Consider the following 25440-nt stretch of genomic DNA (forward strand, 5'->3'; position numbering starts at 1 on the left):
CATATTTTGCTCGAATGAAAGCGGGTTTTATGCCATTAATTCAATGGGTACTTTTACCACGAGTTTTTTCAATTGTGCGACTTTGCCATTGACATTACAGCAAGGTTTATGCGGTTCGTAAGGGAAGAAAACCACAAATTGTTGTGGATGTACTTCAATCCAATTTTTATCGGCGATGGCAACGCTTGTGAGCTGGTAATCATCTTCTTCATGATATTCTTCATATTGGCTTAAATCAGGTTGTTCAACGCCATATTCCATGCCGTCAACCCCATCAATAATCAGTTGCACATCAATGTAACGATGATGAAGTTCCGCTTTTTTATTTTCTGGCGCGTCACTGGTTGGGGTCATGACATTCATAAAAATGTCATCTGTAATATCATGTCGTCCATTTTCTAAGGCTTGTAAGTTAATGTTTTTTAAATAATTACAAACGTCTACTAAAACTTTAGGTAACTGACGTTGATAATCTTGACGGGTTAAGGTTCCGATATACATAGTACTTCCTTATGATTTACGATTTTTATGATGAAAATTATATTCGCCCCATGCGGCTGCACCAATTAAACCCGCGTCACCGCCGAATTGGGCTGGGCGTAATGGGCAACGATAAAAATAGGGTTGTTTTTTAAGGTATTTTTCCACTAAAGGCAAATAACCTTCGGCTAAGCCAACGCTACCGCCAATGACGATTTTTTGCGTGTCTAAGCTAATGCGTAAATTGGCGATTAAATTGGCAATGGCTTTGGCGGAACGTTCCACCAGTGCGGTGGCTTTTTCATCATTTTGACGAAAACGCTCAAAGACTTCTTTAGGCGAGCAAGGGCTTTCCCACTGGCTTGAAACCGCTTCTATCGCGCGCCCGGACGCCACTGCTTCCACACAGCCACGGCGACCGCAACCACACATCACTTCATTGGGGTCCGCCAAAGTATGACCAATATGACCGGCAACGCCATTCGGTTCCGTCAGCAATTGTCCATTTTGAATGATGCCGCCGCCCACCCCCGTTGAGACCGTGATAAAGACAAAATTTTTCACCGCACTTTGATCTTCATGTTGATATTCTGCAAAGGCAGCCGCTTGCACATCATTAAGCAAAAAAATGGGTTTCTTACTGACTGAAGCCAAGCTTTCATGTAACGGAAAATGCGCTAATCCCCCTAAGTTTTTAGGGTTAAGTGCGGTTAAAATACCTTGATTAATAATGCCTGTTGATGCCACGGCAATATAATCAAATTGCCCTTGATATTGTTGCACAATATCTTTTAGAACCTGACGCATTCCACTTCCATCTTGATCTTGCGGCGTGACAATTTGTTGTCGTTGAGAGATCAACTGATTTTCGACTAATGCAACGGCAATTTTTGTGCCGCCAATATCAATGGCTAAACAACGCATAATGCACCTTCCTTATTTTTTGGCTTGTTGAATTGCCTGAGCAAACCAACTGACAATATGCTCTAAACGCGTTAATGCGGATCCTACCGTAACGCAGTCTGCGCCGGCTTCAATGGCAGAGCGCGCGAGTTCCGGTGTGTTATATCGCCCTTCGCCCATAACGAAACAGCCTGCCGCTTTGAGATCTTTGACTAATTGATAATCCGGTTCTTCCGGTACTTCGCCGCCGGTATAGCCGGACATTGTGCTACCCACAATATCAAAGCCCAATTGTTGACAATATAGCCCTTCTTCCAGATTTGAGCAATCCGCCATCGCTAAACAGCCCTTTTGATGAATTCGTTCCACTGCTTCTTTTATGCTAACAGGGCGCGGGCGATTTGTTCCGTCCACCGCAATGATATCGGCACCTGCTGCGGCGAGTGCGTCAATATCTTCTAAGAATGGGGTGATACGAACGGGACTATCGGGCAAATCGCGTTTAACAATACCAATAATAGGCACTGAAACCGTTGGTCGAGTAGCCTTTAAATTATCAACCCCTTCAATGCGCAATCCGGCGGCACCGCCAATGACAGAAGCTTGTGCCATTGCCGCCACAATAGATGGGCTATCCATAGGTCCATCATCAACAGGTTGGCAAGAAGCGATTAATCCATAATGAATCTGTTCTAGTACATTTTGATGATCTAATTTTGACATATCTACTCCATAAACTACGTGGTTGATGATGCTTTCTTTAGCTACTTTATTCCTTAATTATGTTAGCAAGGTTAGCTATGAGATAAACCTAACGTCCTTGTTTGTAGAAAGCGCGGTCAAATTTTTATTGCTTTGAATTATAACTGCAATGTTCCTAAAAATAAAATATAAATTGGAGTTTTATTTCATAAAATGATTGAAATGTGAGCTTTGTCACAAATTTAGAAATTAAACTCCATTTTTGATTGAAAAAATGATTTCATTGCTTTATAAATGTAATCAGTAAATAGACGGACAAACAAGTTGTATTTAGTGTTCATTTATTTGTTATCGCTTATTGGTTATGACAAACAAGGAGATATCCATGAAATTGAAACAATTTGCTCTTACTGCATTGGCATTTGCTATTTCAGGCGCGGCTTTTGCAGCGGATTATGACCTAAAATTTGGTATGGTGGCGGGCACCAGTTCGAATGAGTACAAAGCGGCGGAATTCTTTGCGAAAGAAGTGAAAGAAAAATCAGCCGGTAAAATTGAGATTTCGATTTATCCGGCAGCACAATTAGGTGACGACCGCGTTATGTTGAAACAGTTAAAAGACGGCGCATTGGATTTCACCTTTAGTGAATCCGCTCGTTTCCAAATTTTCTATCCTGAAGCAGAAATTTTTGCGTTGCCTTATATGATTCCAAATTTCGATGTAGCGAAAAAAGCCTTGTTTGACACCAAATTCGGTCAAGGTTTATTGGCAAAAATCGATAAAGAACTCAATATGCAAGTTATTGGTATCGCCTATAACGGGACACGCCAAACTACTTCAAACCGTCCAATCAACAGCATTGCGGATATGAAAGGGTTAAAACTTCGTGTGCCAAATGCGGCAACTAACCTTGCCTTTGCGAAATACGTGGGGGCAGCGCCAACACCGATGGCGTTCTCTGAAGTGTATTTAGCATTACAAACCAATTCTGTAGATGGTCAAGAAAATCCATTGCCAACGATTCAAGCGCAAAAATTCTATGAAGTGCAAAAATATTTGGCATTAACCAACCATATTTTGAATGACCAACTTTATTTGATCAGCAACGAAACCTTAAATGATTTGCCGGAAGACTTACAAAAAGTCGTGAAAGATTCAGCGGCGAAAGCAGCGGAATATCACACCAAATTATTTATGGATGATGAAACCAAGTTAATTGCATTTTTCAAAGAGAAAAATGTGACAGTTACCCAACCTGATCTCAAACCGTTTAAGGCTGCTTTACAACCTTATTATGACGATTATGTGAAACGCACCGGGGATGCAGGTAAAAAAGCCATGGAAGAATTTTCAAAATTCTCTCAATAATTGACCGCACTTCAGTAACGGTATTTCTGTTCAATGAGGGCGTAGCAATACGCCCTTAGCACATGTCGATGACCTTTGTTGTCTCGATTAACAAGCCTGATTTTGGAGGCTTTATGAAATTCATCAATAAATTAGAAGAATGGCTCGGTGGAACCTTATTACTCATTATTTTTGCCATTCTTGTGGCACAAATCATCGCCCGTCAAATCTTTGATTCACCTATTATCTGGAGCGAAGAATTAGCGCGGCTCTTATTTATTTATGCAGGGCTATTCGGTATCAGTATGGCAATTCGCAGCCAACAACATGTGTATATCGATTTTCTCACGAACTTAATGCCTGATTATATTCGCCGTGTTACCAATTCGTTTGTGCAAATTCTGATTTTTATTTCTATTGTGTTATTTGTACACCTTGGCTTTAAAACATGGATTGGCGCGACCTTTGAAATTGTGTCTTTGGGCATTTCGGAAAAATGGCTTTATGGCGGTTTGCCATTTATTTCATTGCTGATGTTTTTCCGTTTTTTACAGGCGCAACAGGAAAATTTCCACAAAAAATTAACCTATTTGCCTGCGCTATTCTTTGTTGTAAGCGCGGTGATAATTTTTGCGATTTTGTTTTTCCAACCGGATTGGTTTAAAGCATTACGCATTTCGAATTACGTCAAATTCGGTAGCTCTGCCGTGTATGTGACCTTGGGAATTTGGTTGGTGATTATGTTCCTTGGCACGCCTGTGGGCTGGTCTTTATTCATTGCCACCGTGCTTTATTTTGCTATGACACGTTGGAATATCATCAATTCCGCGTCCATTAAATTGGTGGACAGCTTGAACAGCTTCCCATTATTGAGTGTGCCATTTTTTATCCTAACGGGGATTTTGATGAATACAGGTGGGATAACCACAAAAATCTTCACCTTTGCGAAAGCCTTATTAGGACATTACACCGGCGGTATGGGGCATGTGAATATTGGGGCAAGTTTGATTTTCTCAGGGATGTCAGGATCGGCGTTGGCTGACGCAGGCGGTCTCGGACAACTTGAAATTAAATCTATGCGCGATGCCGGGTATGACGATGAGATCAGCGGTGGAATTACCGCAGCATCTTGTATTATCGGGCCGCTTGTACCGCCAAGTATTGCTATGATTATCTATGGTGTAATTGCCAATGAAAGCATCGCGAAGCTTTTTATAGCAGGCTTTGTACCGGGTGTGCTTGTTACCATTGCGTTGATGAGTATGAACTATTTCGTCTCGAAAAAACGAGGTTATCCAAGAACACCAAAAGCCACAAGAGAAGAACTTTGCAAATCATTTAAAGAAAGTATTTGGGCAATTTTAACCCCGGTTTTAATTATTGCAGGGATTTTCTCCGGCTTATTTACCCCAACGGAAGCGGCGGTATTTGCGTCAGCATACGCCATCATTATTGGTAAATTTGTGTACAAAGAATTGACCTTAGAAAGCTTATTTAAAAGCTGTGTAGAAGCCATTTCTATTACCGGGGTTACGGCGTTGATGGTCATGACGGTAACATTCTTTGGCGACATGATTGCCCGTGAGCAAGTGGCAATGAAAATTGGTGAAGCCTTCGTTGCCTTGGCGGATAGCCCAATTATGGTGTTAGTGATGATCAACCTATTATTGTTGTTCTTAGGCATGTTCATCGATGCTTTAGCTTTACAATTCCTTGTATTACCAATGCTTATTCCAATTGCGCAACAATTTGGTATCGATCTTGTGTTCTTTGGTGTGATGACAACACTTAATATGATGATTGGTATTCTTACGCCGCCAATGGGCATGGCGTTGTTTGTGGTCGCACGGGTTGGCAATATGTCAGTGTCTACGGTGACCAAAGGGGTATTGCCGTTCTTAGTGCCAATTTTTGTCACATTGGTGTTAATTACGATATTCCCACAAATTATTACTTTCATACCGAACTTGCTTATGCCTTAAAGTGCGGTGAAAAATTTGGGTAATTTTACAACCCAATCAATACACGGACGGACACAGGTTCGCCTAAAAAAGCAAACTTTCATAAAACCAAAAGGAGTATTCCTATGAAATTTACTAAATCTCTTTTAGCTGTATCTGTATTAGGTTTAACTGCATTTGCTGCACAAGCAGCGCAATACCCAGATCTTCCTGTTGGAATTAAAGGTGGTGCGGGCGCATTGATTGGCGACACCGTCTATATTGGGCTAGGTTCCGGCGGCGATAAATTCTATGCCTTGAACTTAAAAGAAAAAGAGGGTCAATGGAAAGAAATCGCGGCTTTCCCTGGCGGTATGCGTAATCAAGCGACTGCAGCAGGTGTGGATGGTAAACTTTATGTGTTTGGTGGTTTCCAAGATACGGCAAATCATAAAAACGAAAGTATTAATGATGCTTATGTTTACAACCCTGCCGATAATATGTGGACGAAATTACAAACACGTTCACCAAAAGGCGCGACAGCAGGCACCAGCGCGATTTCTGACGGTAAGAAAATTTACTTTGTAGGTGGCGTTAACCAAGAAATTTGGAACGGCTTATTCCAAGATGTTGCCGCAGCGGGCGGTGATAAAGAGAAAGAAAAAGCGGTCTTCGACCCATATTTTAACTTACGTGCTCAAGACTTCTTCTTCTCACCTGAAATCGCCAGCTATGAGCCGGCCACTAACACTTGGCGCAACGAAGGTGTATTCCCATTCCCACCAAGAGCAGGCGCGGCTTTAGGACTTAAAAACGGCAAGTTGCTCGTGGTTAACGGTGAAATCAAAGCCGGTTTACGTACAGCGAGTACAGAGTTAGGCACCATTGGCAAAGATGGTATTACGTGGAAAAAACTCGGTGATCTTCCAGCCCCGGCAGGCATGGCACAACAAGATGGTATTGCCGCGGCAATGGGCGGTTACTCTAACGGTCATTATATCGTCACAGGCGGTGCAAACTTCCCAGGCGCAAGAGCCAATTATGAAAAAGGCATTACCGATGCCCATCGTACAGGTGGCTTGAAAAAAACATATCATAACGATGTGTATGCGTTAAATGAGAAAAATGGTACTTGGAAAATCGTAGGTAAATTACCGGAAAATATCGCAGCAGGTCTTGCGGTATCCTATGACAATAAAGTGCTTTTGATTGGCGGTGAAACAGACGGCGGCAAAGCACTCAGCAAAGTACAATCCATGTCTTATGACGGTAAAAAATTGGTTGTAGAATAATAACCAAATCTTATATGAACCGTATAGGGTTCCCTAATCTGAGCCGCGTTGCGGCTCTTTTTTCAGCCCCAGCAAGGCCGGACTGAATGAACCTAGCACGACTTGTACTAGGTTATTTTTTCCTTAATTTTAAAAAGTTCCATTGTTTCTGTGATCCCTATCACAATCCTGCAAAAAAAGTAAAAGAAACTTCTTCTCCATTTGTTTCATTGTAATAAAGCGTAAGCACTCCAAATAATTCATTATTTAACAATGGGTTATGAAATATAGCAAATCAACTCGCTCCATGGAATTTGTTTATTTTGTGATCTGTATCACCTAAAAAATAGCTCGCTTCATTTGTAACTTATTGATTTTATTTGTGTTTAAATTTGAGTTGGAGTGTTTTGAATATTTACGCCAAAAATAACTCTTTGTATAGTAAGCCCCAAGAAGAAACTTTCTTCTTACTGGCAGGATGATAAAACCTAAAATTGAGGAACATATTATGAAAAAGACACTTCTCGCATTAGCAGTTGCTGCATTCGCAGCCAGTTCGGCTCAAGCTACCGTCATTTATCAAAAAGACGGCACAAAAATTGATATCGATGGTCGAGCTCACTTTGAATTAAGAAATGATAAAGATAACCGCACAGATTTACGCGATGTTGGCTCTCGTCTCCGCGTTCGTGCTTATCAAGAAATTGGTGCAGGATTCTCCGCTTATGGTGGCGTTGAATTACGCTTCTCTGACGATAAAGGAAATGCAGGCAGCATTGGTTCTAACTTACGTACTCATCGCCTTTATGCGGGTTTGATTCATAAAGATATTGGTACATTAACTTTCGGTCGTCAATTACATTTAGGTGACCATATTCCAAAAGCGAACTACACTTATGAATGGGGTGGCAACGTCTTCTTTGACGGTCACAGAAAAGCGGCAACCTTTATGTCTGCTAAATTTGCAGGCGTTCGCTTCGCAGCGGATTACTATTTTGGCGGATCAGATAAAGGTGATATCACTTATAAATGGAAAGATGCCGCAAATGTAGAACATGAAAGAAAAGGTCCTGCTTCAAGTGGAAGCTCAAACTGGGATCAAGGACAAGGTTATGGTATCGGTTTATTCTATGATGGCAAATGGGATGATTTAGCCGTTCGTTTCGGTTCAGGTTTCACCGAAGTGCTTCAATCAAATACCGGTCTTAAAGCGGATGAATACAAATTGAAACGAGCCGGTATCGGTTTTGACGTGAAATATAAAATCGTCACCCTTGGCTTTGACTGGGCGTACGGTAAAGTGGATAAAAAAGGCGTGGGTTCTGAAAATATCGGCTTCCAAAAAATTGCCGCATATAAGGCCTCCTTTAACAAAAACAACCGTTACTTAGTGGGCTTAAAAGTGGATGTTACACCACAAAACGCCATTTACGGTCAATATTATTTCGCCAATGCGGATACCGCAGTGGCAGGGGATGATGATGTCAAAATGCGCGGTTGGATGATTGGTGCTGACCATCGCTTCAACAAACACGTTGCTGTTTATGCTGAAGGCGGTAAAGGCAAAGTGAAACAATCAGGCGTAACACTCAAAGACAACCATCGTGTACTCGTTGGTACTCGAATCATGTTCTAACATGATATAACAAACTTCATACTAATGTTTTTTTCATTTGATCCTTCCCCCATTTTGCTGTGATGGGGGATTTTTTTACGTTCTTAATCAATATCACTTTTTTCAAAAGATAAACACCCCCTAACTTTTCCCCACTACTCATTCCTTATAAAATAACGTATAATTTCACCCAATTAGCGAAAACATTTCTCAAAGGACAAGACTGTGACAACTGAAACCAGAACACCTCGAATTATTGAAGCAAAAGAAATCATGGCCTTATTACCACATCGTTATCCATTCTTATTGGTGGATCGTGTTGTGGATTTCCAAGAAGGCGAATGGTTGACTGCCATTAAAAATATCAGTGTAAATGAACCTTGTTTTACAGGGCATTTCCCGGGTGAACCTATTTTACCAGGTGTCTTAATTTTGGAAGCATTAGCCCAATCAATGGGGATTTTGGCGTTCAAAACCCATGAACTTCAAGGCGGTGAGTTATTTTATTTTGCAGGGATTGATGATGCACGTTTTAAACGTCCGGTATTACCCGGTGATCAAATGGAATTGCACGTTGAAGTGGTCAAAGAACGCCGTGGCATTACATCTTTCACCGGTGTCGCTCGCGTGAACGGTGAAGTGGCTTGTGAAGCAAAATTAATGTGCGCACGTAGATAACAGTTTAGTACAAGGAAAAGGGGCAAAATATGATTCACCCTACAGCAAAAATTCATCCTTCTTCTATTGTTGAAGAAGGCGCAAAAATTGGCGAAAACGTGGTTATCGGCCCATTTTGTATCGTTGAAAAAGATGTGGAAATTGGCAAAGGCACCGTTTTACATTCGCACGTTGTAGTTCGTGGCGTAACAAAAATTGGTGAAGATAACCAAATTTTCCAAGGCGCAAGCATTGGCGAAGTTAACCAAGATTTAAAATATCAAGGTGAGCCGACAAAAACCATTGTAGGCGATCGCAACCGAATTCGCGAAAATGTGACTATTCACCGTGGAACGGTTCAAGGTGGGGGCGTAACCCGTGTGGGTGACGATAACTTATTTATGGTTAACGCCCATATTGCCCACGATTGTAAAATTAAAAATCGTTGTATTCTTGCCAATAATGCTACCTTGGCAGGACACGTAGAATTAGATGATTTTGTGATTGTAGGCGGCATGTCAGCCATTCATCAATTTGTAATTGTTGGCGCGCACGTTATGTTGGGCGGCGGTTCAATGGTAAGCCAAGATGTGCCGCCTTATGTTATGGCGCAAGGTAATCACGCGCGTCCCTTTGGTGTGAATATCGAAGGCTTAAAACGCCGCGGTTTTGATAAACCGACCTTACACGCAATCCGCAATGTGTATAAATTAATTTATCGTAGCGAGCGTACCTTGGAAGAAGTGATGCCGGAAATTGAGCATTACGCCAAAACCGAAGCAGCGATTAGCTTCTTCTTAGAATTCTTTAAACGTTCAACGCGCGGAATTATTCGTTAATTTAATCCGTAGTGGGCGGACCAAGGTGTCCGCCTATTTTTTTAGGAATTTGTATGCAAAACCTAAATAAAACTAACCCAATCATTGCTATTGTGGCAGGCGAAGTGTCTGGCGACATTCTTGGCGCAGGTTTAATTCGTGAACTCAAAGCCATTTACCCTGACGCTAAATTTATTGGCATTGCCGGGCAACAAATGTTGCGCGAAGGCTGCGAAAGCTTGGTGGATATGGAAGAGATTGCGGTGATGGGGCTGGTGGAAATTCTGAAGCATTTACCGCGTTTATTGAAAATTCGCCGCCATATCGTCCACTATTTTTCTCAGCACAAACCGGATATTTTTATTGGCATTGATGCCCCTGAGTTTAATCTTTATGTGGAAGATAAACTTAAAGCGCAAGGGATTAAAACCATTCATTATGTCAGCCCGAGCGTGTGGGCGTGGCGACAAAATCGTATTCATAAAATTGCGCGTGCAACCAACATGGTGTTGGCATTTTTGCCTTTTGAGAAAGCCTTTTATGATAAATTTAATGTGCCTTGCCGCTTTATTGGGCACACAATGGCGGACGCGATTCCGTTACATCCTGATCGCAGTGCCGCTTGCCAAGCGTTACATTTAGAGGAAGATCAACGTTATGTGGCGATTTTGGTGGGTAGCCGTGGGGCAGAAGTAGAAATGCTCACGGAACCTTTTATTAAGACCGCGCTGATTTTAAAAGCCAAATACCCGGATTTAAAATTTTTAGTTCCTTTAATTAATCAAAAACGCCGTAGCCAATTTGAACAAATTCGCGCGCAAATTGCACCGCACTTTCCGGCTGACACATTGATTTTGCTGGATGGCAACGCGCGTCAGGCAATGACGGTCGCGGAAGCAACGTTGCTGGCTTCGGGAACCGCCGCATTGGAATGTATGCTTTGCAAATCACCGATGGTGGTGGGTTATAAAATGAAACCCTTGACCTATTGGTTGGCAAAACGTTTGGTGAAAACCCCTTATGTTTCTTTGCCAAATTTATTGGCAAATGAAATGTTAGTGCCTGAAATGCTGCAAGAGGATTGTACGCCGGAGAAATTGGCGGAGAAATTGGCGTTATATTTGGGCGAAAGCGCGGTGGAAAATCGCCGGGTTTTAATTGATCGTTTTACGGCATTACACGAATTAGTCCGTAAAAATGCGGATAAACAAGCCGCGCAAGCGGTAGTGGATTTACTCACTGAAAGATAACATGACAGAAAAATTTGAATATCCAACAGGTTATGCGCTGATTGCCGGTGTCGATGAAGTTGGGCGAGGCCCGCTAGTCGGTGCGGTGGTGACGGCAGCGGTAATTTTAGATCCGAATAATCCGATAGCAGGGTTGGCGGACAGTAAAAAATTGAGCGAAAAGAAACGATTGGCGTTGGCAGCAGAAATTAAAGAGAAAGCCTTAGCTTGGAGTTTAGGGCGTGCGGAACCGGAAGAAATTGACGAGCTGAATATTCTGCACGCCACGATGTTAGCGATGCAACGAGCGGTAAAATCGTTGAAAATTCAACCGCACTTTGTGTTGGTGGACGGTAATCGTATCCCTTCTTTGGCGATGCCGGCCCAAGCGGTCGTTAAAGGTGATAGCAAAGTGGCAGAAATTAGCGCGGCGTCTATTTTGGCTAAAGTGGCGCGCGATCAAGAAATGGAAGAGTTGGATCGAGAATTTCCGCAATATGAATTTGCTAAGCACAAAGGCTATCCTACTAAGGTGCATTTAGAAAAATTGGCGGAATTCGGTGCATTGCCGCAACATCGCCGTAGTTTTGCCCCGGTCAAAAAATGTTTACAAGATAAATAAAAGGAAAAATTATGAATGACGCGATACTTTCCTATTTGCCATCGCCTTTGGTGATTACGGTGTCTTTACTGTGCGCGGCGATTTTTTTATTTGTGCAAAATAAAGTCAGAATGGATGTGATTGCGTTATTGGTGATGTTGGTCTTTTGTTTGACCGGCATTTTATCGGTACAAGAAGTGTTTGCCGGCTTTAGCGATCCCAATGTGATCTTAATTGCCTTGCTTTTTATTGTGGGGGAAGGGTTAGTCCGTACCGGTGTCGCTTATCAGGTTAGCGAATGGTTGATGAAAGCCGCCAAAAATAGCGAAACCAAGGTGTTGATTTTGCTGATGTTAGCAGTGGCCGGACTGGGCGCATTTATGAGTTCAACGGGCGTTGTGGCAATTTTTATTCCTGTGGTATTAGTGATTTGTCAACAAATGAAGATTTCGCCGAAGCGATTGATGATGCCCCTTTCAGTGGCGGGCTTAATTAGCGGTATGATGACATTGATTGCAACTGCCCCTAACTTGGTGGTCAATGCGGAATTAGTGCGCGTTCACGCAGGGCGTTTTAGCTTCTTTTCTTTTACCCCAATTGGTTTACTTGTGCTTGCGTTAGGTATTGTGTATATGCTGGTGGTGCGCCGTTGGTTGTCATCAACAGACGAAGGCACCACAGAAACCGTTGATCGCCATTCTATTGAAGATTTGATTGAAACCTATCATTTACACGAGCGCGTTAAGCGTTTTGTGGTAAAAAGCGGTTCAAGTTTTATTGGTAAGCCCGTGGAAGAATTACATTTGCGTTCCAATTATGGTCTAAATATTTTAGCCATTGAACGCTGGAAGCGTTTTCGTCCCGTTTTTCTTGCGGCATCATTGGGTAAAACGGAAATCAAAGAAAAAGATATTTTAGTGATTGATATTGCCAATCCCGAGTTGGATTTGAATGATCTTTGCCGTTTATTGCATTTGGAACAAGCGGAAATTCGCAGTCAAAACTTTAATGAGCAAGCGAAATCTATTGGGATGGCAGAAATTACCCCCATTCCGGACGCCAGCGCCATTGGTAAAAGTGCGGTGGAATTACGCTTTAGATCCCGTTATGGTGTTAATATTATTGGGGTTAAACGCAATGGCGAGTTATTGCAGGGCAATTTAGTGGAAGAGCCTTTTCAACTGGGGGATTTGTTATTGGTGGTTGGGGATTGGAAACTGATCCAGCAACTGCGTGAAAAAACCAAATCGTTCTTTATTTTGAATTACCCGAGCGAAATTGATAAAGCGGTTCCGGCAAGAAGCCAAGCGTGGCACGCGATTTTTTCCATTGTCACCATGGTGGTGTTGATGGTGACAGGCATTGTTCCCAACGTTATCGCCGCACTTATCGCTTGTTTAATGTTAGGGAAATTCCGCTGTGTTGACGCCAAAAGTGCCTATGGCAGTGTACATTGGGCAACGTTAATTTTGATTATTGGCATGATGCCGTTTTCTATTGCGCTACAAAAAACAGGTGGTGTGAATTTGGTGGTGGATTTTATGATTCACACCGTGGGTACAATGGGTAAACATTGGATGTTAATCAGTTTATTTGTTTTGTGTGCAGTGGTGGGGTTGTTTATTTCCAATACTGCCACAGCCATTTTGATGGCGCCTATTGCCATTACCATGGCACAACAATTAGGATTATCGCCTGTGCCTTTTGCTATGACGGTAGCCATTGCTTCATCTGCGGCTTTTATGACCCCGATTTCATCGCCGGTGAATACCATGGTGTTAGGGCCGGGTAACTATCAATTTAGTGATTTCGTTAAAATTGGTGTGCCGTTTACGATTTTGGTGATGTTGGTAACGGTGTTTGTTGTACCGCTTTTATTTCCATTTTAATGCATAAAACAAGGAAAAATATGACCGCACTTTTAGAGAAAAAATTAAAAATCGGCTTGGTTTCAGTGTCAGATCGCGCTTCAAGCGGTGTTTATGCCGACCAAGGTATCCCTGAATTACAGGCGTGGTTGGAAAGCGCGCTGGTGGATGAGTTTGATGTAGAAACCCGATTAATCCCCGATGAACAAGCTGAGATTGAGCAAACTTTAGTGGATTTGGTGGATAATTGCCAATGCCATTTAGTGTTAACGACAGGCGGTACAGGACCTGCCAAACGTGACGTAACCCCTGATGCCACATTAGCCATTGCCGATCGCGAAATGCCGGGTTTTGGCGAGCAAATGCGCCAAGTGAGTTTGCATTTTGTGCCAACGGCAATTTTGTCGCGCCAAGTGGGGGTTATTCGTAAAAATAGCTTAATTCTAAATTTACCGGGGCAACCTAAAGCTATTAAAGAAACCTTAGAAGGGGTGAAAGATGGGGACGGTAAGGTGTTGGTGAAAGGGATTTTTGCGGCAGTGCCTTATTGCTTGCAACTTATTGACGGTATTTACATTGATACCAAACCTGAAGTGATTGAAAGTTTTAGACCGAAATCAGCTCGCCGAGCATAAGAAGGAGGGGCTATGACGCTCTCTTTTGTGATTATTGCGCTTTGTGCAGGCTTTGCCCTGGCGATACAAGCGGCAATCAATAGCCAGCTTGCAGGGGCGTTGATTGGACAACCTGTTGTGGCAGCATTTATTTCCTTTTTAACAGGAACTATTGTGTTGCTTGTAATTTGTTGGTGGAAAGCGGATCTGGCTATCGCTTGGCAACATATCCCGAAGCAACCTTGGTGGAAATTAATTGGCGGCCCCCTTGGCGCGTTGGTGGTGTTTACGACCATCTTTCTCGCCCCCAAAATTGGCGTTACCAATATGCTGTTTTTTATTATCGTGGGGCAATTGATTGCGGCAATGTTGATTGATCACTTTGGGCTGCTTGGCATGAATGAACGCCCAATGCAAATTTGGCAAATTATCGGTTTGTTGGTGATTGCTTTGGGATTAACGATTTTCTTTTTTGGTAAGAAATTATTTGGATAAAAGGATAAAAAAATGAAAAAAATTGAAGCCATTATTAAACCATTTAAATTAGATGATGTGCGTGAAGCTTTGTCTGATATTGGTATTAACGGGATGACTGTCACCGAAGTACGCGGCTTTGGTCGCCAAAAAGGGCATACGGAACTGTACCGTGGCGCGGAATATATGGTGGACTTTTTGCCTAAAGTGAAGGTGGAAATTATTGTGACAGATGACATTGTTGAGCAATGTTTGGAAGCCATTATTGAAACGGCACAAACGGGCAAAATTGGGGATGGCAAAATTTTTGTGTATGACGTGGAACGCGTGATCCGTATTCGTACCGGTGAAGAAAACGAAGAAGCAATTTAACTTGGATTTTTATAGGAAATGAGTATGAAAAAATTTTGGACGTTATTTAGTATTGTTACTTTGGCATTTGTGGCAGCTTGCGATAATGGCTCAAATGTTAAAGCCGAGATGGGGCAAATGTCGTTGGCGGTGAATAAATTAACGGATGCGAAAACTACGGATGAATTTCATCAGGCAGCGATGATGTTACGTGATGCTTCTTTACAAGCCATGGCTAAACAACCTTCAAGCATTAAAAATGCAGAAGATTTCAAAGGTTATCAAGCCGGTATGCAACAATTTATCGATGCCCTTGATCAAGCGGATGCGTTAGCGCAACAAGGGGATTTAGATGAAGCCAAACGTGCAACGCAACGCTTGTTTGAATTGAAGAAAGAATTTCATGTGAAATATAAATAACCAAAAGGTCAGATGGCGAATAAAGTTCATCTTTGAGAAAAACCTAGCACGCGCCGTGCTAGGTTTATTAAGCCCAGCCCCGCCGGGGCTGAAAGAAAGAGCCGCAGAGCGGCTCAGATTAAGTAACCCTATACGGCTCGTATAGGGGAAAACAGTTTGAACTGAAAGCGCGGTTAAAATTTACTGAGTTTTTATGAATACAGAAAAATCTCTTGTTCCTTATTTCTTAGGGGCGGCAAGTCTGGTGGTTATTTTAGCCGGGGTAAAGTTATCCGCAGAAATTATCGTGCCTTTTTTGTTGTCCTTGTTCATTGCGATTATTTGTTCACCCATGATTAAATTCATGACAAATCATCGCATACCTCACTGGTTAGCGATTTCCTTGTTATTTACGCTGATTCTGTTGATCTTTTTTTCTTTGATTAGCTTGATTAATGGCACGGTGCAAGAATTTACGCAGTCAATGCCACAATATAAGCTGTTGATGGCTGAGCGTTTAAATGATGTGAAAGCCTTGGCGGAGCGGTTTAAGGTTCCCTTTAATATTGATTCCGGCAAAATGGCCAAGCAGTTTGATCCCAATATTATTATGAATTTTGTCAGTCGCTTACTGGTTAATTTCTCAAATGTGGTTTCAAATGCCTTTGTATTAATTCTCGTGGTGATCTTTATGTTATCGGAAGCTCCAACCGCTAAACGAAAATTTGCCGTTGCGTTTTCAAAAAATAATAACGAAGAGAATGTGTCAGAACGTTATTTAGATCGCGTATTGCAAGGCGTTATCGGTTATCTTGCAGTGAAAACCACGGTGAGCCTATTAACGGGTTTCTTAGTTTGGGTGTTGCTCGAAATTGCCGGGGTTCAGTACGCTGTACTTTGGGCAACATTGAGTTTCTTATTTAACTATATCCCGAATATCGGCTCAATTTTGGCAGCCATTCCAATTATTGTGCAGTCGTTTTTGCTCAATGGTTTTTCGGTCGGGTTTGCTGTTGCAATAGGCGTGATCGCCATTAATATGGTGGTTGGTAATGTGTTAGAACCTAAAATGATGGGCAAAAAGTTAGGGCTTTCAACGCTCGTGGTTTTCCTTTCGCTCTTATTTTGGGGATGGTTATTGGGAACGGTCGGGATGTTGCTTTCGGTGCCATTAACCATGGCGTTAAAAATTACGTTGGAATCCAGCCCTAAAACCGCACGATATGCGGTGTTGTTAGGGGATTTACCCGAACAGGACAAGACAGCGTCATAGTTCTTATTGATGTGGAAAGTGCGGTCATATTAACCGCACTTCAGATTGCTGACAAAGTTTTTTTATTTAATATTTTTAATATGAAATGACTGTAGGGGCGAAACATCTTTCGCCCTGATTTATCATGATTATTTTGGGGCGAAAAATATTTCGCCCCTACAACATTATTAGGTTTGTCATCAGTCCAAAGTGCGGTCATATTAACCGCACTTTTTGTTGTTTTAGTGGAAAATATCCCGAGTTTCTTTACTTTTCTTAACTTGGCTGATAAGCACAAGGATAAGCACGAGAGTGTAGATGGAAAATGCCACAACTAACCATTGCACCATGGTTAACCCAAGCCATTGCCAACTGATTTCACTACATAACCCGGTAGGTTTAAACATAAAAGGTAGCCATTCATGTAGCGGCAATGTTTGTGGAAATTCCGGAATAATTGGACAGGTTTTCCATGGTGCAGGGTTCATTTGCAAATCCATATGATGAATCGCAATCAGTAACCCTTTAATTGCACTGAATAAACCGAGCGCGAGAGCAATTAAGCGGATCGCGAGAAAACGTGGCGCAATAAATCCAATCAATCCGGCAAATGCAATGCCAAGAACGGCAACGCGTTCATAAATACACATGACGCAGGGCTGAAGTTCCATTCCGTGTTGGAAATAAAGTGCGGTCAATTCTAGGGCGATTGCACTGACAAACAGCAATAACCAACCTGAACGTTCTACGGACCAATCTTTAAAAAATCGTAACATTGCATTTTCCTTAATGATTAATGACCTACCGCAACAGCTGCAGGAACATGTGGCGAACTAATTAACCCCACTTGGAATAACCATTGTGTTGCACTAGGTAAAATGAATTCCACGGCGGCTAGCCCTACCAACGTAAGAACAATGGTGTAAGGCAACGCCATAACGACCATTCTGCCATAAGATAAACGGATAAGTGGCGCAATCGCAGAAGTTAATAAGAATAAGAATGCCGCTTGCCCATTTGGTGTGGCAACCGATGGTAAGTTTGTCCCTGTATTAATGGCGACTGCAATCATCTCAAATTGTTCAGGTGAAATAGCACCATTGGCTAAGGCACTTTTCGCTTCATTAATATAGACCGTTGCAACGAAAACGTTATCCGAAATCGCAGATAAAACACCATTAAATGCGTAGAATAATAAAAGTTGAACATTTTCCGCCGCACTTAACACGATACTGATAATGGGGGCAAATAAATGCTGGTCTATGATAACGGCAACCACAGAGAAGAAGACGACTAATAATGCCGTAAATGGCAATGATTCTTGGAAAGCATGTCCAAGAGCATGTTCATCGGTAATGCCATTGTAGCTGGTGGTTAAGATAATCACGGTTAAGCCAATCAAACCTACTGCAGCTAAATGGAAGGCTAAACCGATCACGAGCCATACGCCCACAAACCCTTGTACCACTAATTTTACGCGATCTTGTTTAGTGAGTTTTTGTTCTTGGAAACGGTCAAATTTTGCTAACTCAGCCCAAACTTTACGTGGTAGTCTTTCGCCGTAGCCAAATAAACGGAGTTTTTCCACGGTGACAGTGGTTAAAACGCCACAGATTAAGACGGGGAGAGTAACAGGTGCCATACGGAAGAAAAATTCTTTAAATCCCCAGCCCGCTTGTTCCGCGATGATTAAGTTTTGTGGTTCTCCCACCATGGTCATTACACCACCTAATGCGGTTCCCACAGCGGCATGCATTAATAGGCTACGCAAGAATGCGCGGAAATTTTCTAAAATATCCACATGTCTGGTGATTTTGTTATCATTGGTAATATCAGTCGAATCTTCAAAAGAAACCCCTGATGCCACTTTGTGATAAACCCCATAGAACCCCATGCCAACGCTAATGATTACAGCGATAACGGTCAGTGCATCTAAAAAGGCAGATAAAAACGCCGCACTTAAGCAGAAAGCAAGGGATAGGGTGATTTTAGAATGGATTCGGAGAAGAAGTTTGGTGAACGCATAAAGCAATAATTGCTTCATAAAGTAAATACCCGCCACCATAAACATTAACAGTAAAATGACTTCAAAGTTTGCCATAATTTCTGCTTTAACATGTTCAGGGCTTGTCATACCGATGGTGACCGCTTCTAAAGCGAGCATACCGCCGGGTTGCAATGGATAGCATTTTAACGCCATAGCAAGAGTGAAAATAAATTCAGCCACCAATAGCCAACCGGCTACAAAGGGGTTAATCCAGAATACAACAGGATTTATTAATAGGAAGGCGACAATGGTAACTTTATACCAATTTGGGCTTTTGCCCATAAAGTTATTCATAAATGCTTGTATGTACTGCATATAAATTTTTGTCCTTTGGCAAAAAACACTTTCAATGCGTCCAACTTTAACGGATAATGGCGCAAATTTACAGCATAAATTATAAATTTTTTCATTTTTTTATTTCCCCATTTTATACAAGAAGAGAAATCATTAATGAGCAATCCAATCGAGCCTATTCTTAAAGCCAGGAGCCCTGCTGCACTTGCAGAAGAATATATTATTAAAAGTATTTGGAATAACTATTTCCCTCCCGGTTCTGCTCTTCCTGCGGAACGTGAACTCGCTGAACGTATTGGTGTAACACGTACGACATTGCGAGAAGTATTGCAACGCTTATCTCGCGATGGATGGCTAACCATTCAACATGGCAAACCTACGCTGGTTAATGATGTGTGGGAAACTTCAGGACTTAATATTTTAGAAGTGTTAATCAATCTTGATAGTACACTTTCACCCATTTTAATTGCAAATGTCCTTTCTGCTCGAACGAATTTGGCGACTATTTATGTGCCGCGTGCATTTAAAATTGCCCCAACAGAGTCCTTAGCCTTATTCAAGGATTACGATAAATTACCCGATGAACCAAAGGCTTACGTAGAATTTGATTATGCCATTTTCCGTAATTTGACCTTTGTATCTAAAAATCCAATTTATGGTTTAGTGTTAAATAGCTTAAAAGGACTTTATACGCGTGTTGGAATGGTGTATTTTTCATTACCGGAAGCCCGTGCGTTAGCGGTTGATTTTTATGCAGAATTAGCCAAATTAGGCGAAGAACAGCGTTTTAATGAAATCGTAGAATGTATCCGTGAATATGGGCGAGCAAGCGGTGCGATTTATGCGAAGCTACAAGATCAACTTATCGCGGCAATGATTCAGAATAATAAATAATTTGTAGCATTATGTAGCACTCGTACAAAGCTGAAATGTCGGTTGGTGAGCCTGTCGAACCATAAGACATTTCAGCGACTGTACAAGACTCACGTTTCGACAGGCTCAACGACCGTCTTGTGTAACAGCAACCTAATATTGATAATTTGTAGTGAATAACAGGGGAGACTTAATTGTTTCCCTTTATTACTTATTAACGCTTACCACGCTCAATAATGATCCCCACATTCTTCGCCTGCGCAACGGCTTTGGGTTTGCTTAACTTTAAACGAAGCCATTGAATCCCAAATTTCTCTTGCAACTGAGCGGCAACTTCATTGGCGACCCGTTCAATTAATAAAAAAGGTTTGCTTTCGACATAATGGATAATAAATTCGCTCACTTCTGCATAATTCAAGCAAAATTTCACATCATCCGTTTCCGCCGCTTTACGACTATCCCACGCCATTTCAATATCAAAAATGAGTTTCTGTTTAATTTGTTGCTCCCACTCATAAACACCAATTTGAGCAAAAACGATAAGTTCTTCAATAAAAATACGATCTGTCATATATTTTTTATTCCTGAGAAAAAATTTGCCCTAATGCTATCAAGTTTAGGTAAAATAAACAAAAATTTATTAAGGAAGAGATTATGAGCCAATTTGCCCTTTGTTATATGCTTGCAGCCTATTTGCTTGGTTCAATTTCGAGTGCCATTTTAATTTGCCGTATGGCAGGTTTGCCTGATCCCCGTGAAAATGGCTCGGGCAACCCCGGCGCAACCAATGTGCTCCGTATAGGGGGAAGATGGGCGGCATTAGCAGTATTTGTTTTTGATGCACTAAAAGGTGCGTTACCTGTGTGGATTGGTTATCGTCTGGGATTAACCCAATTTGAGTTGGGCATGGTGGCGTTGGGTGCTTGCCTTGGGCATATTTTCCCGATTTTCTTTAAATTTAAAGGGGGAAAAGGCGTTGCAACGGCGTTTGGTGCGATTGCCCCTATTGCTTGGGGTGTCACAGGCACCATGTTAGGCACTTGGCTACTGGTCTTTTTGATTAGTGGTTATTCTTCATTAAGTGCGGTTGTTGCTGCTTTGCTGACGCCGCTCTATGTGTGGTATTTTCGCCCTGAATTTACGTTCCCTGTTGCTTTGGTTTGTTGTCTTTTGGTGTATCGTCATCACGGCAATATTCAACGTTTGTGGCGCGGGCAAGAAGATAAATTTTTATGGCGCAAAAAATCCTAATAGGTTGACTAATAGTGGTTTAACCACCCATGATCTATTTTCAGTTATACTACATCTCCCTAAAAATTAAGGATAAATTATGCAATCTCCACGAATTTTGCTGTTAAATGGCCCGAATTTGAATATGTTAGGGGCGCGAGAACCGAAGTATTATGGTTCTTTATCATTGGCGACAATTGAAGCGAATATGCAAGCGCAGGCGGAAAAGTGCGGTGTAAATTTGGATTGTTTTCAAGCGAATAGCGAAGAAAAACTGATCAATAAAATTCATGAAAGTTTTCAAAAAGTGGATTTTATTATTATTAATCCGGCGGCTTATACGCACACCAGCGTTGCGTTACGTGATGCCTTATTAGCGGTGGCAATCCCGTTTGTGGAAGTGCATTTATCTAATATTCATAAACGTGAACCATTTCGCCATCATTCTTATTTTTCTGATGTGGCCGAAGGGGTCATTTGTGGTTTAGGTGCTCAGGGTTATGACTGTGCTTTTCAATTTGCACTGGAGTATTTAGCTAAAAAAGCATAATTTTTTTAGAATTTTCACCGAAAATAGTAGAAAGTTGTCGCAAAAAGTCATATTTTCGGGTAATCTTGCGTTCACAAAAAAGAATTTATTTTGCCGTGCTTTTGATTGATAAAATCAAGCATCCAAAAGCGCGGTTCGTTTTTTCATCATTTAGGAAATACAACAATGGCAATGGACATTCGTAAAATTAAAAAATTAATCGAATTAGTTGAAGAATCAGGCATTATGGAGCTTGAAATTTCAGAAGGCGAAGAATCAGTACGTATTAGCCGCGGCACAGCGGCACCAAGCTCAGTACAATATACGATTCCGGCGGCTGCACCGGTTGCAGCTCCGGCACCTGTTGCTCAAGCTGCACCGGCTGCTGCAACAGCACCAGCGGCATCAGATGATTTAGCCGGCCACGTTATCCGTTCGCCAATGGTGGGAACGTTCTATCGTAGCCCAAGCCCTGAAGCGAAAGCATTTGTTGAAGTGGGTCAAGCGGTTAAAGTGGGTGATGCTTTATGTATCGTTGAAGCAATGAAAATGATGAACCGTATCGAAGCAGATAAAGCGGGTATGGTGAAAGCAATTTTAATCAACGATGGCGAAGCAGTAGAATTTGACGAACCATTAATCGTTATTGAATAATTAGCAAATTCGTAGGTGGGCAGATTTGCCCACTATTTTTATCCTATCAATTTCTAATTGGAATAATCTTATGTTAGAAAAAGTGGTTATTGCCAACCGCGGTGAAATCGCGTTGCGTATTTTGCGCGCTTGTAAAGAATTAGGCATTAAAACAGTCGCCGTTCACTCAACAGCAGACCGTGATTTAAAACATGTTTTATTAGCAGATGAAACCGTATGTATCGGTCCTGCGCCATCTGTAAAAAGTTATTTAAATGTTCCGGCAATTATTGCAGCAGCAGAAGTAACAGGGGCAGATGCGATTCACCCCGGTTATGGTTTCTTGTCTGAAAATGCAGATTTTGCTGAACAAGTAGAGCGTTCCGGCTTTACTTTCATTGGTCCAACAGCGGACGTTATTCGTTTAATGGGCGATAAAGTTTCGGCGATTAACGCAATGAAAAAAGCAGGCGTACCTTGTGTACCGGGTTCTGATGGTCCATTGGGTTCAGATATGGCGAAAAATAAAGAAATCGCAAAACGTATCGGTTTCCCTGTGATTATCAAAGCTTCAGGTGGCGGCGGTGGTCGCGGTATGCGCGTTGTGCGTAATGTTGAAAGCTTAGAAGAATCTATTGCGATGACAAAAGCGGAAGCGAAAGCCGCATTTAATAACGATATGGTTTATATGGAAAAATACTTGGAAAACCCACGTCACGTGGAAATTCAAGTAATTGCAGATACTCACGGTAATGCGGTGTATTTGGCTGAACGTGATTGTTCAATGCAACGCCGCCATCAAAAAGTAGTAGAAGAAGCGCCGGCACCGGGTATTTCAGAAGAAGTTCGCCGTGATATCGGTTCCCGTTGTGCGAAAGCTTGCGTAGAAATCGGCTATCGTGGCGCAGGGACATTTGAGTTCTTATACGAAAACGGTGAATTCTATTTCATTGAAATGAATACGCGTATTCAGGTTGAACACCCTGTTACTGAGATGATTACGGGCATTGACTTAGTTAAAGAACAATTGCGTGTTGCAGCAGGGCTTCCATTATCGTTCAAACAAGAAGATATTAAAGTGAAAGGCCATGCGATTGAATGTCGTATTAATGCGGAAGATCCAAAAACATTCTTACCATCACCGGGTAAAATTGCACACTTGCATGCACCGGGTGGTTTAGGTATTCGTTGGGATTCCCACGTGTATGGCGGTTACACCGTGCCACCACATTATGATTCAATGATTGCAAAATTGATTTCTTATGGTGACACCCGCGAAAGCGCAATTCGCCGTATGCAAAACGCGTTGTCAGAGACCATTATTAACGGAATTAAAACCAATATTCCGTTGCATAATCTGATTTTAGAAGATGAAAATTTCCAAAAAGGTGGCACAAATATTCACTACCTTGAGAAGAAATTGGGTCTGGCATAATGTAAATAAAATGGAGCTTAGGCTCCATTTTTTGTATGCTCTTTTTCGCTAGTCATCATATTGAAAGGATAAAAGAATGACTCTCAAACAACGTTATAAACAAGCCGCCCTTGAAGCCAAATGGGCGTTGGGATTAACTGTGTTATATCTATTTGGCTGGATAGCTTGCGCTTATTTACCGGACAATAGTGCGGGCCCTTTGGGATTTCCATTGTGGTTTGAATTAGCCTGTATTTATTTGCCGGTGCTATTTTTAGTGGTTGCTTATTGGGTGATTCAAATTTTTTACCAAGACATTGATTTAGATATCGAAAATTCCCCGGAAAAACACCGCACTTTAACGCAAGATGCCAAGGAGACGAAACAATGAATTTAGGCATTATTCTTCCGTTAGTCATTTACCTTGTCTTTGTGTTTGGCGCGGCATTGTATGCCTATGTCAAACGCTCAAAAGGGGATTTCTTAACAGAATATTATGTGGGCAATCGCTCGATGACAGGCTTTGTGTTAGCAATGACGACCGCATCAACTTATGCCAGTGCCAGTTCTTTTATCGGTGGCCCCGGGGCAGCCTATAAATATGGTTTAGGTTGGGTACTGCTTGCTATGATCCAAGTACCGGCGGTGTGGTTAGCTTTGGGCGCGTTAGGGAAAAAATTCGCTCTGTTGTCTCGTGAAACCAATGCCTTAACACTCAATGATTTATTACTTTATCGCTATAAAAATAAATATCTCGTTTGGATTGCCGGTTTTGCCTTATTAATGGCGTTTTTTGCGGCAATGATGACCCAATTTATTGGCGGCGCACGTTTACTGGAAACCACCATTGGGATTTCCTATACTCAAGCCTTATTAATTTTTGCCTTAACCGTTGGGCTTTACACCTTTATCGGCGGCTTCCGTGCCGTTGTGTTAACGGATACTATCCAAGGAACAGTGATGATTTTAGGGACAATCGTCCTGTTAATCGGGGTGATTTATGCGGCGGGTGGTGTTGAAAGTGCGGTGACAAAACTCACCGAAATTGATCCGCACTTAGTCAGTCCTTACGGCCCGAATGAAATGTTAAGCTTCCAATTTATGGCATCCTTTTGGGTGTTAGTGTGTTTTGGTGTGGTGGGACTGCCCCATACCGCGGTGCGTTGTATGGCATTCAAAGACAGCCGCGCCTTGCATCGTGGTATGCTCATTGGAACGGCAATTTTGAGCATCATTATGCTGGGGATGCATTTGGCCGGGGCATTGGGACGCGCTGTTGTACCTAATTTAACCATTCCCGACCAAGTTATTCCGAGCTTAATGTTGCAAGTTTTACCGCCACTAGTGGCAGGGATTTTTTTAGCGGCGCCCATGTCCGCTATTATGTCCACGATTGACGCACAACTGATCCAATCATCGGCTATTTTCGTTAAAGATCTTTATTTATCCGCGAAACCCGAAGCCGCGAATAATCAAAAGCGCATTAGTTGGTTATCTTCCATTATTACGTTAACTATCACGGTGCTTTTAATTTTCGCCGCACTTAACCCACCTGATATGATTATTTGGCTGAATTTATTTGCTTTTGGTGGCTTAGAAGCAGCATTTTTATGGGTGATCATTTTGGGTATTTATTGGGATAAGGCGAATGCTTATGGCGCGATCAGTTCTATGGTTGTGGGGTTGGGAATTTATATTTTCTTAACGCAAATGAAATCGGTAGATTTAACGACTTTGGTTGAACCGCTACAATATGCCATTCAAAGCATCAAATTATTTAGCCAATTTCACGAAATTGTTCCGTCATTAGTTTGGGGGCTTATTGCTTTTCTCATCGGCAACAAATTCGGCGAAGCGAAAGAGAATCTATGATAAAATTCGGCTCTTTAGAGAAAATA

At 41.9% G+C, this 25440-nt stretch carries 27 protein-coding genes; 21 read left to right on the top strand and 6 right to left on the bottom strand.

Annotation, left to right across the window (positions count from 1 at the left end):
* Positions 1-27: 27 nt before the first annotated feature.
* From nanQ to Q0O89_RS03320, 3 genes are read right to left on the bottom strand one after another with little or no spacing between them, the layout of a single operon-like run.
* A complete protein-coding gene (gene nanQ, locus Q0O89_RS03310) occupies positions 28-501 on the bottom strand; it encodes an N-acetylneuraminate anomerase (RefSeq protein WP_293730318.1) in 474 nt (157 codons plus the stop codon).
* Between the two features lie 9 nt (positions 502-510).
* A complete protein-coding gene (locus tag Q0O89_RS03315; protein ID WP_273397988.1) occupies positions 511-1404 on the bottom strand; it encodes an N-acetylmannosamine kinase in 894 nt (297 codons plus the stop codon).
* A gap of 12 nt (positions 1405-1416) precedes the next feature.
* Positions 1417-2106, bottom strand: coding sequence for an N-acetylmannosamine-6-phosphate 2-epimerase (locus Q0O89_RS03320; protein WP_273383062.1), 690 nt, complete (start codon positions 2104-2106; stop codon positions 1417-1419).
* Between the two features lie 364 nt (positions 2107-2470).
* Here Q0O89_RS03320 and Q0O89_RS03325 point away from each other — a divergent pair, with 364 nt between their 5' ends.
* The 14 genes from Q0O89_RS03325 to Q0O89_RS03390 all read left to right on the top strand — a co-directional run bounded on the left by Q0O89_RS03325 (position 2471) and on the right by Q0O89_RS03390 (position 16543).
* Entirely contained in the window at positions 2471-3454 is a 984-nt protein-coding gene (locus tag Q0O89_RS03325) for a sialic acid TRAP transporter substrate-binding protein SiaP (protein ID WP_273318695.1), read from the top strand.
* A gap of 113 nt (positions 3455-3567) precedes the next feature.
* A complete protein-coding gene (locus Q0O89_RS03330; protein ID WP_273394003.1) occupies positions 3568-5415 on the top strand; it encodes a TRAP transporter large permease subunit in 1848 nt (615 codons plus the stop codon).
* 104 nt (positions 5416-5519) lie between these two features.
* Positions 5520-6665, top strand: coding sequence for an N-acetylneuraminate epimerase (locus tag Q0O89_RS03335; RefSeq protein ID WP_273318691.1), 1146 nt, complete (start codon positions 5520-5522; stop codon positions 6663-6665).
* A gap of 487 nt (positions 6666-7152) precedes the next feature.
* On the top strand, positions 7153-8280 hold the full coding sequence (locus Q0O89_RS03340) for a porin (RefSeq protein WP_293730319.1): 1128 nt from the start codon (positions 7153-7155) through the stop codon (positions 8278-8280).
* A gap of 204 nt (positions 8281-8484) precedes the next feature.
* Positions 8485-8937, top strand: a complete 453-nt coding sequence (gene fabZ / locus Q0O89_RS03345) for a 3-hydroxyacyl-ACP dehydratase FabZ (RefSeq protein WP_273397994.1) — start codon at positions 8485-8487, stop codon at positions 8935-8937.
* 29 nt (positions 8938-8966) lie between these two features.
* On the top strand, positions 8967-9755 hold the full coding sequence (gene lpxA / locus Q0O89_RS03350) for an acyl-ACP--UDP-N-acetylglucosamine O-acyltransferase (protein ID WP_273318688.1): 789 nt from the start codon (positions 8967-8969) through the stop codon (positions 9753-9755).
* Between the two features lie 53 nt (positions 9756-9808).
* On the top strand, positions 9809-10984 hold the full coding sequence (gene lpxB / locus Q0O89_RS03355) for a lipid-A-disaccharide synthase (protein WP_293730320.1): 1176 nt from the start codon (positions 9809-9811) through the stop codon (positions 10982-10984).
* 1 nt (position 10985) lies between these two features.
* Positions 10986-11585: a ribonuclease HII gene (rnhB, locus tag Q0O89_RS03360; RefSeq protein ID WP_273318684.1), complete on the top strand. Its 600-nt coding sequence runs from the start codon at positions 10986-10988 to the stop codon at positions 11583-11585.
* Positions 11586-11596: 11 nt separating this feature from the next.
* Entirely contained in the window at positions 11597-13453 is a 1857-nt protein-coding gene (locus Q0O89_RS03365; protein ID WP_273318683.1) for an SLC13 family permease, read from the top strand.
* Between the two features lie 20 nt (positions 13454-13473).
* Complete coding sequence (gene mog / locus Q0O89_RS03370) at positions 13474-14067, top strand: molybdopterin adenylyltransferase (protein ID WP_135709364.1); 594 nt, start codon at positions 13474-13476, stop codon at positions 14065-14067.
* Between the two features lie 12 nt (positions 14068-14079).
* Positions 14080-14541 carry a DMT family transporter gene (locus Q0O89_RS03375; protein ID WP_135709363.1) on the top strand — a complete coding sequence of 154 codons (462 nt, stop codon included), beginning with the start codon at positions 14080-14082 and terminating at the stop codon, positions 14539-14541.
* A gap of 12 nt (positions 14542-14553) precedes the next feature.
* Complete coding sequence (gene glnB / locus Q0O89_RS03380; protein ID WP_273383963.1) at positions 14554-14892, top strand: nitrogen regulatory protein P-II; 339 nt, start codon at positions 14554-14556, stop codon at positions 14890-14892.
* 24 nt (positions 14893-14916) lie between these two features.
* The gene (locus Q0O89_RS03385; RefSeq protein ID WP_273318679.1) at positions 14917-15291 is read left to right on the top strand and encodes a cytochrome b562; all 375 of its coding nucleotides are present in this window, start codon (positions 14917-14919) and stop codon (positions 15289-15291) included.
* Positions 15292-15484: 193 nt separating this feature from the next.
* Complete coding sequence (locus Q0O89_RS03390; RefSeq protein WP_293730321.1) at positions 15485-16543, top strand: AI-2E family transporter; 1059 nt, start codon at positions 15485-15487, stop codon at positions 16541-16543.
* A gap of 221 nt (positions 16544-16764) precedes the next feature.
* On the opposite strand, the gene dsbB is transcribed toward Q0O89_RS03390, so the two are convergent.
* Positions 16765-17298, bottom strand: a complete 534-nt coding sequence (gene dsbB, locus Q0O89_RS03395; RefSeq protein ID WP_273314559.1) for a disulfide bond formation protein DsbB — start codon at positions 17296-17298, stop codon at positions 16765-16767.
* A gap of 17 nt (positions 17299-17315) precedes the next feature.
* On the bottom strand, positions 17316-18884 hold the full coding sequence (nhaB, locus tag Q0O89_RS03400) for a Na(+)/H(+) antiporter NhaB (protein WP_293730322.1): 1569 nt from the start codon (positions 18882-18884) through the stop codon (positions 17316-17318).
* A 135-nt stretch (positions 18885-19019) separates the two neighbouring features.
* Here nhaB and fadR point away from each other — a divergent pair, with 135 nt between their 5' ends.
* The gene (gene fadR, locus Q0O89_RS03405) at positions 19020-19757 is read left to right on the top strand and encodes a fatty acid metabolism transcriptional regulator FadR (protein WP_135709357.1); all 738 of its coding nucleotides are present in this window, start codon (positions 19020-19022) and stop codon (positions 19755-19757) included.
* Between the two features lie 193 nt (positions 19758-19950).
* On the opposite strand, the gene folB is transcribed toward fadR, so the two are convergent.
* Positions 19951-20307: a dihydroneopterin aldolase gene (gene folB, locus Q0O89_RS03410; protein ID WP_293730323.1), complete on the bottom strand. Its 357-nt coding sequence runs from the start codon at positions 20305-20307 to the stop codon at positions 19951-19953.
* Positions 20308-20390: 83 nt separating this feature from the next.
* Here folB and plsY point away from each other — a divergent pair, with 83 nt between their 5' ends.
* The 6 genes from plsY to panF all read left to right on the top strand — a co-directional run bounded on the left by plsY (position 20391) and on the right by panF (position 25414).
* Positions 20391-20987, top strand: a complete 597-nt coding sequence (plsY, locus tag Q0O89_RS03415; RefSeq protein ID WP_135709355.1) for a glycerol-3-phosphate 1-O-acyltransferase PlsY — start codon at positions 20391-20393, stop codon at positions 20985-20987.
* Between the two features lie 76 nt (positions 20988-21063).
* Positions 21064-21516, top strand: coding sequence for a type II 3-dehydroquinate dehydratase (gene aroQ / locus Q0O89_RS03420; protein ID WP_293730347.1), 453 nt, complete (start codon positions 21064-21066; stop codon positions 21514-21516).
* Between the two features lie 171 nt (positions 21517-21687).
* A complete protein-coding gene (accB, locus tag Q0O89_RS03425) occupies positions 21688-22149 on the top strand; it encodes an acetyl-CoA carboxylase biotin carboxyl carrier protein (RefSeq protein ID WP_293730348.1) in 462 nt (153 codons plus the stop codon).
* 70 nt (positions 22150-22219) lie between these two features.
* A complete protein-coding gene (gene accC, locus Q0O89_RS03430) occupies positions 22220-23563 on the top strand; it encodes an acetyl-CoA carboxylase biotin carboxylase subunit (RefSeq protein WP_273314567.1) in 1344 nt (447 codons plus the stop codon).
* Positions 23564-23639: 76 nt separating this feature from the next.
* The gene (locus Q0O89_RS03435; protein WP_293730324.1) at positions 23640-23933 is read left to right on the top strand and encodes a DUF997 family protein; all 294 of its coding nucleotides are present in this window, start codon (positions 23640-23642) and stop codon (positions 23931-23933) included.
* The gene (panF, locus tag Q0O89_RS03440; protein ID WP_135709351.1) at positions 23930-25414 is read left to right on the top strand and encodes a sodium/pantothenate symporter; all 1485 of its coding nucleotides are present in this window, start codon (positions 23930-23932) and stop codon (positions 25412-25414) included. Before Q0O89_RS03435 ends, panF begins: the two co-directional genes overlap by 4 nt.
* Positions 25415-25440 lie beyond the last annotated feature (26 nt).

The organism is uncultured Actinobacillus sp., assembly GCF_945915845.1.
Taxonomy (GTDB): Bacteria; Pseudomonadota; Gammaproteobacteria; order Enterobacterales; family Pasteurellaceae; genus Exercitatus.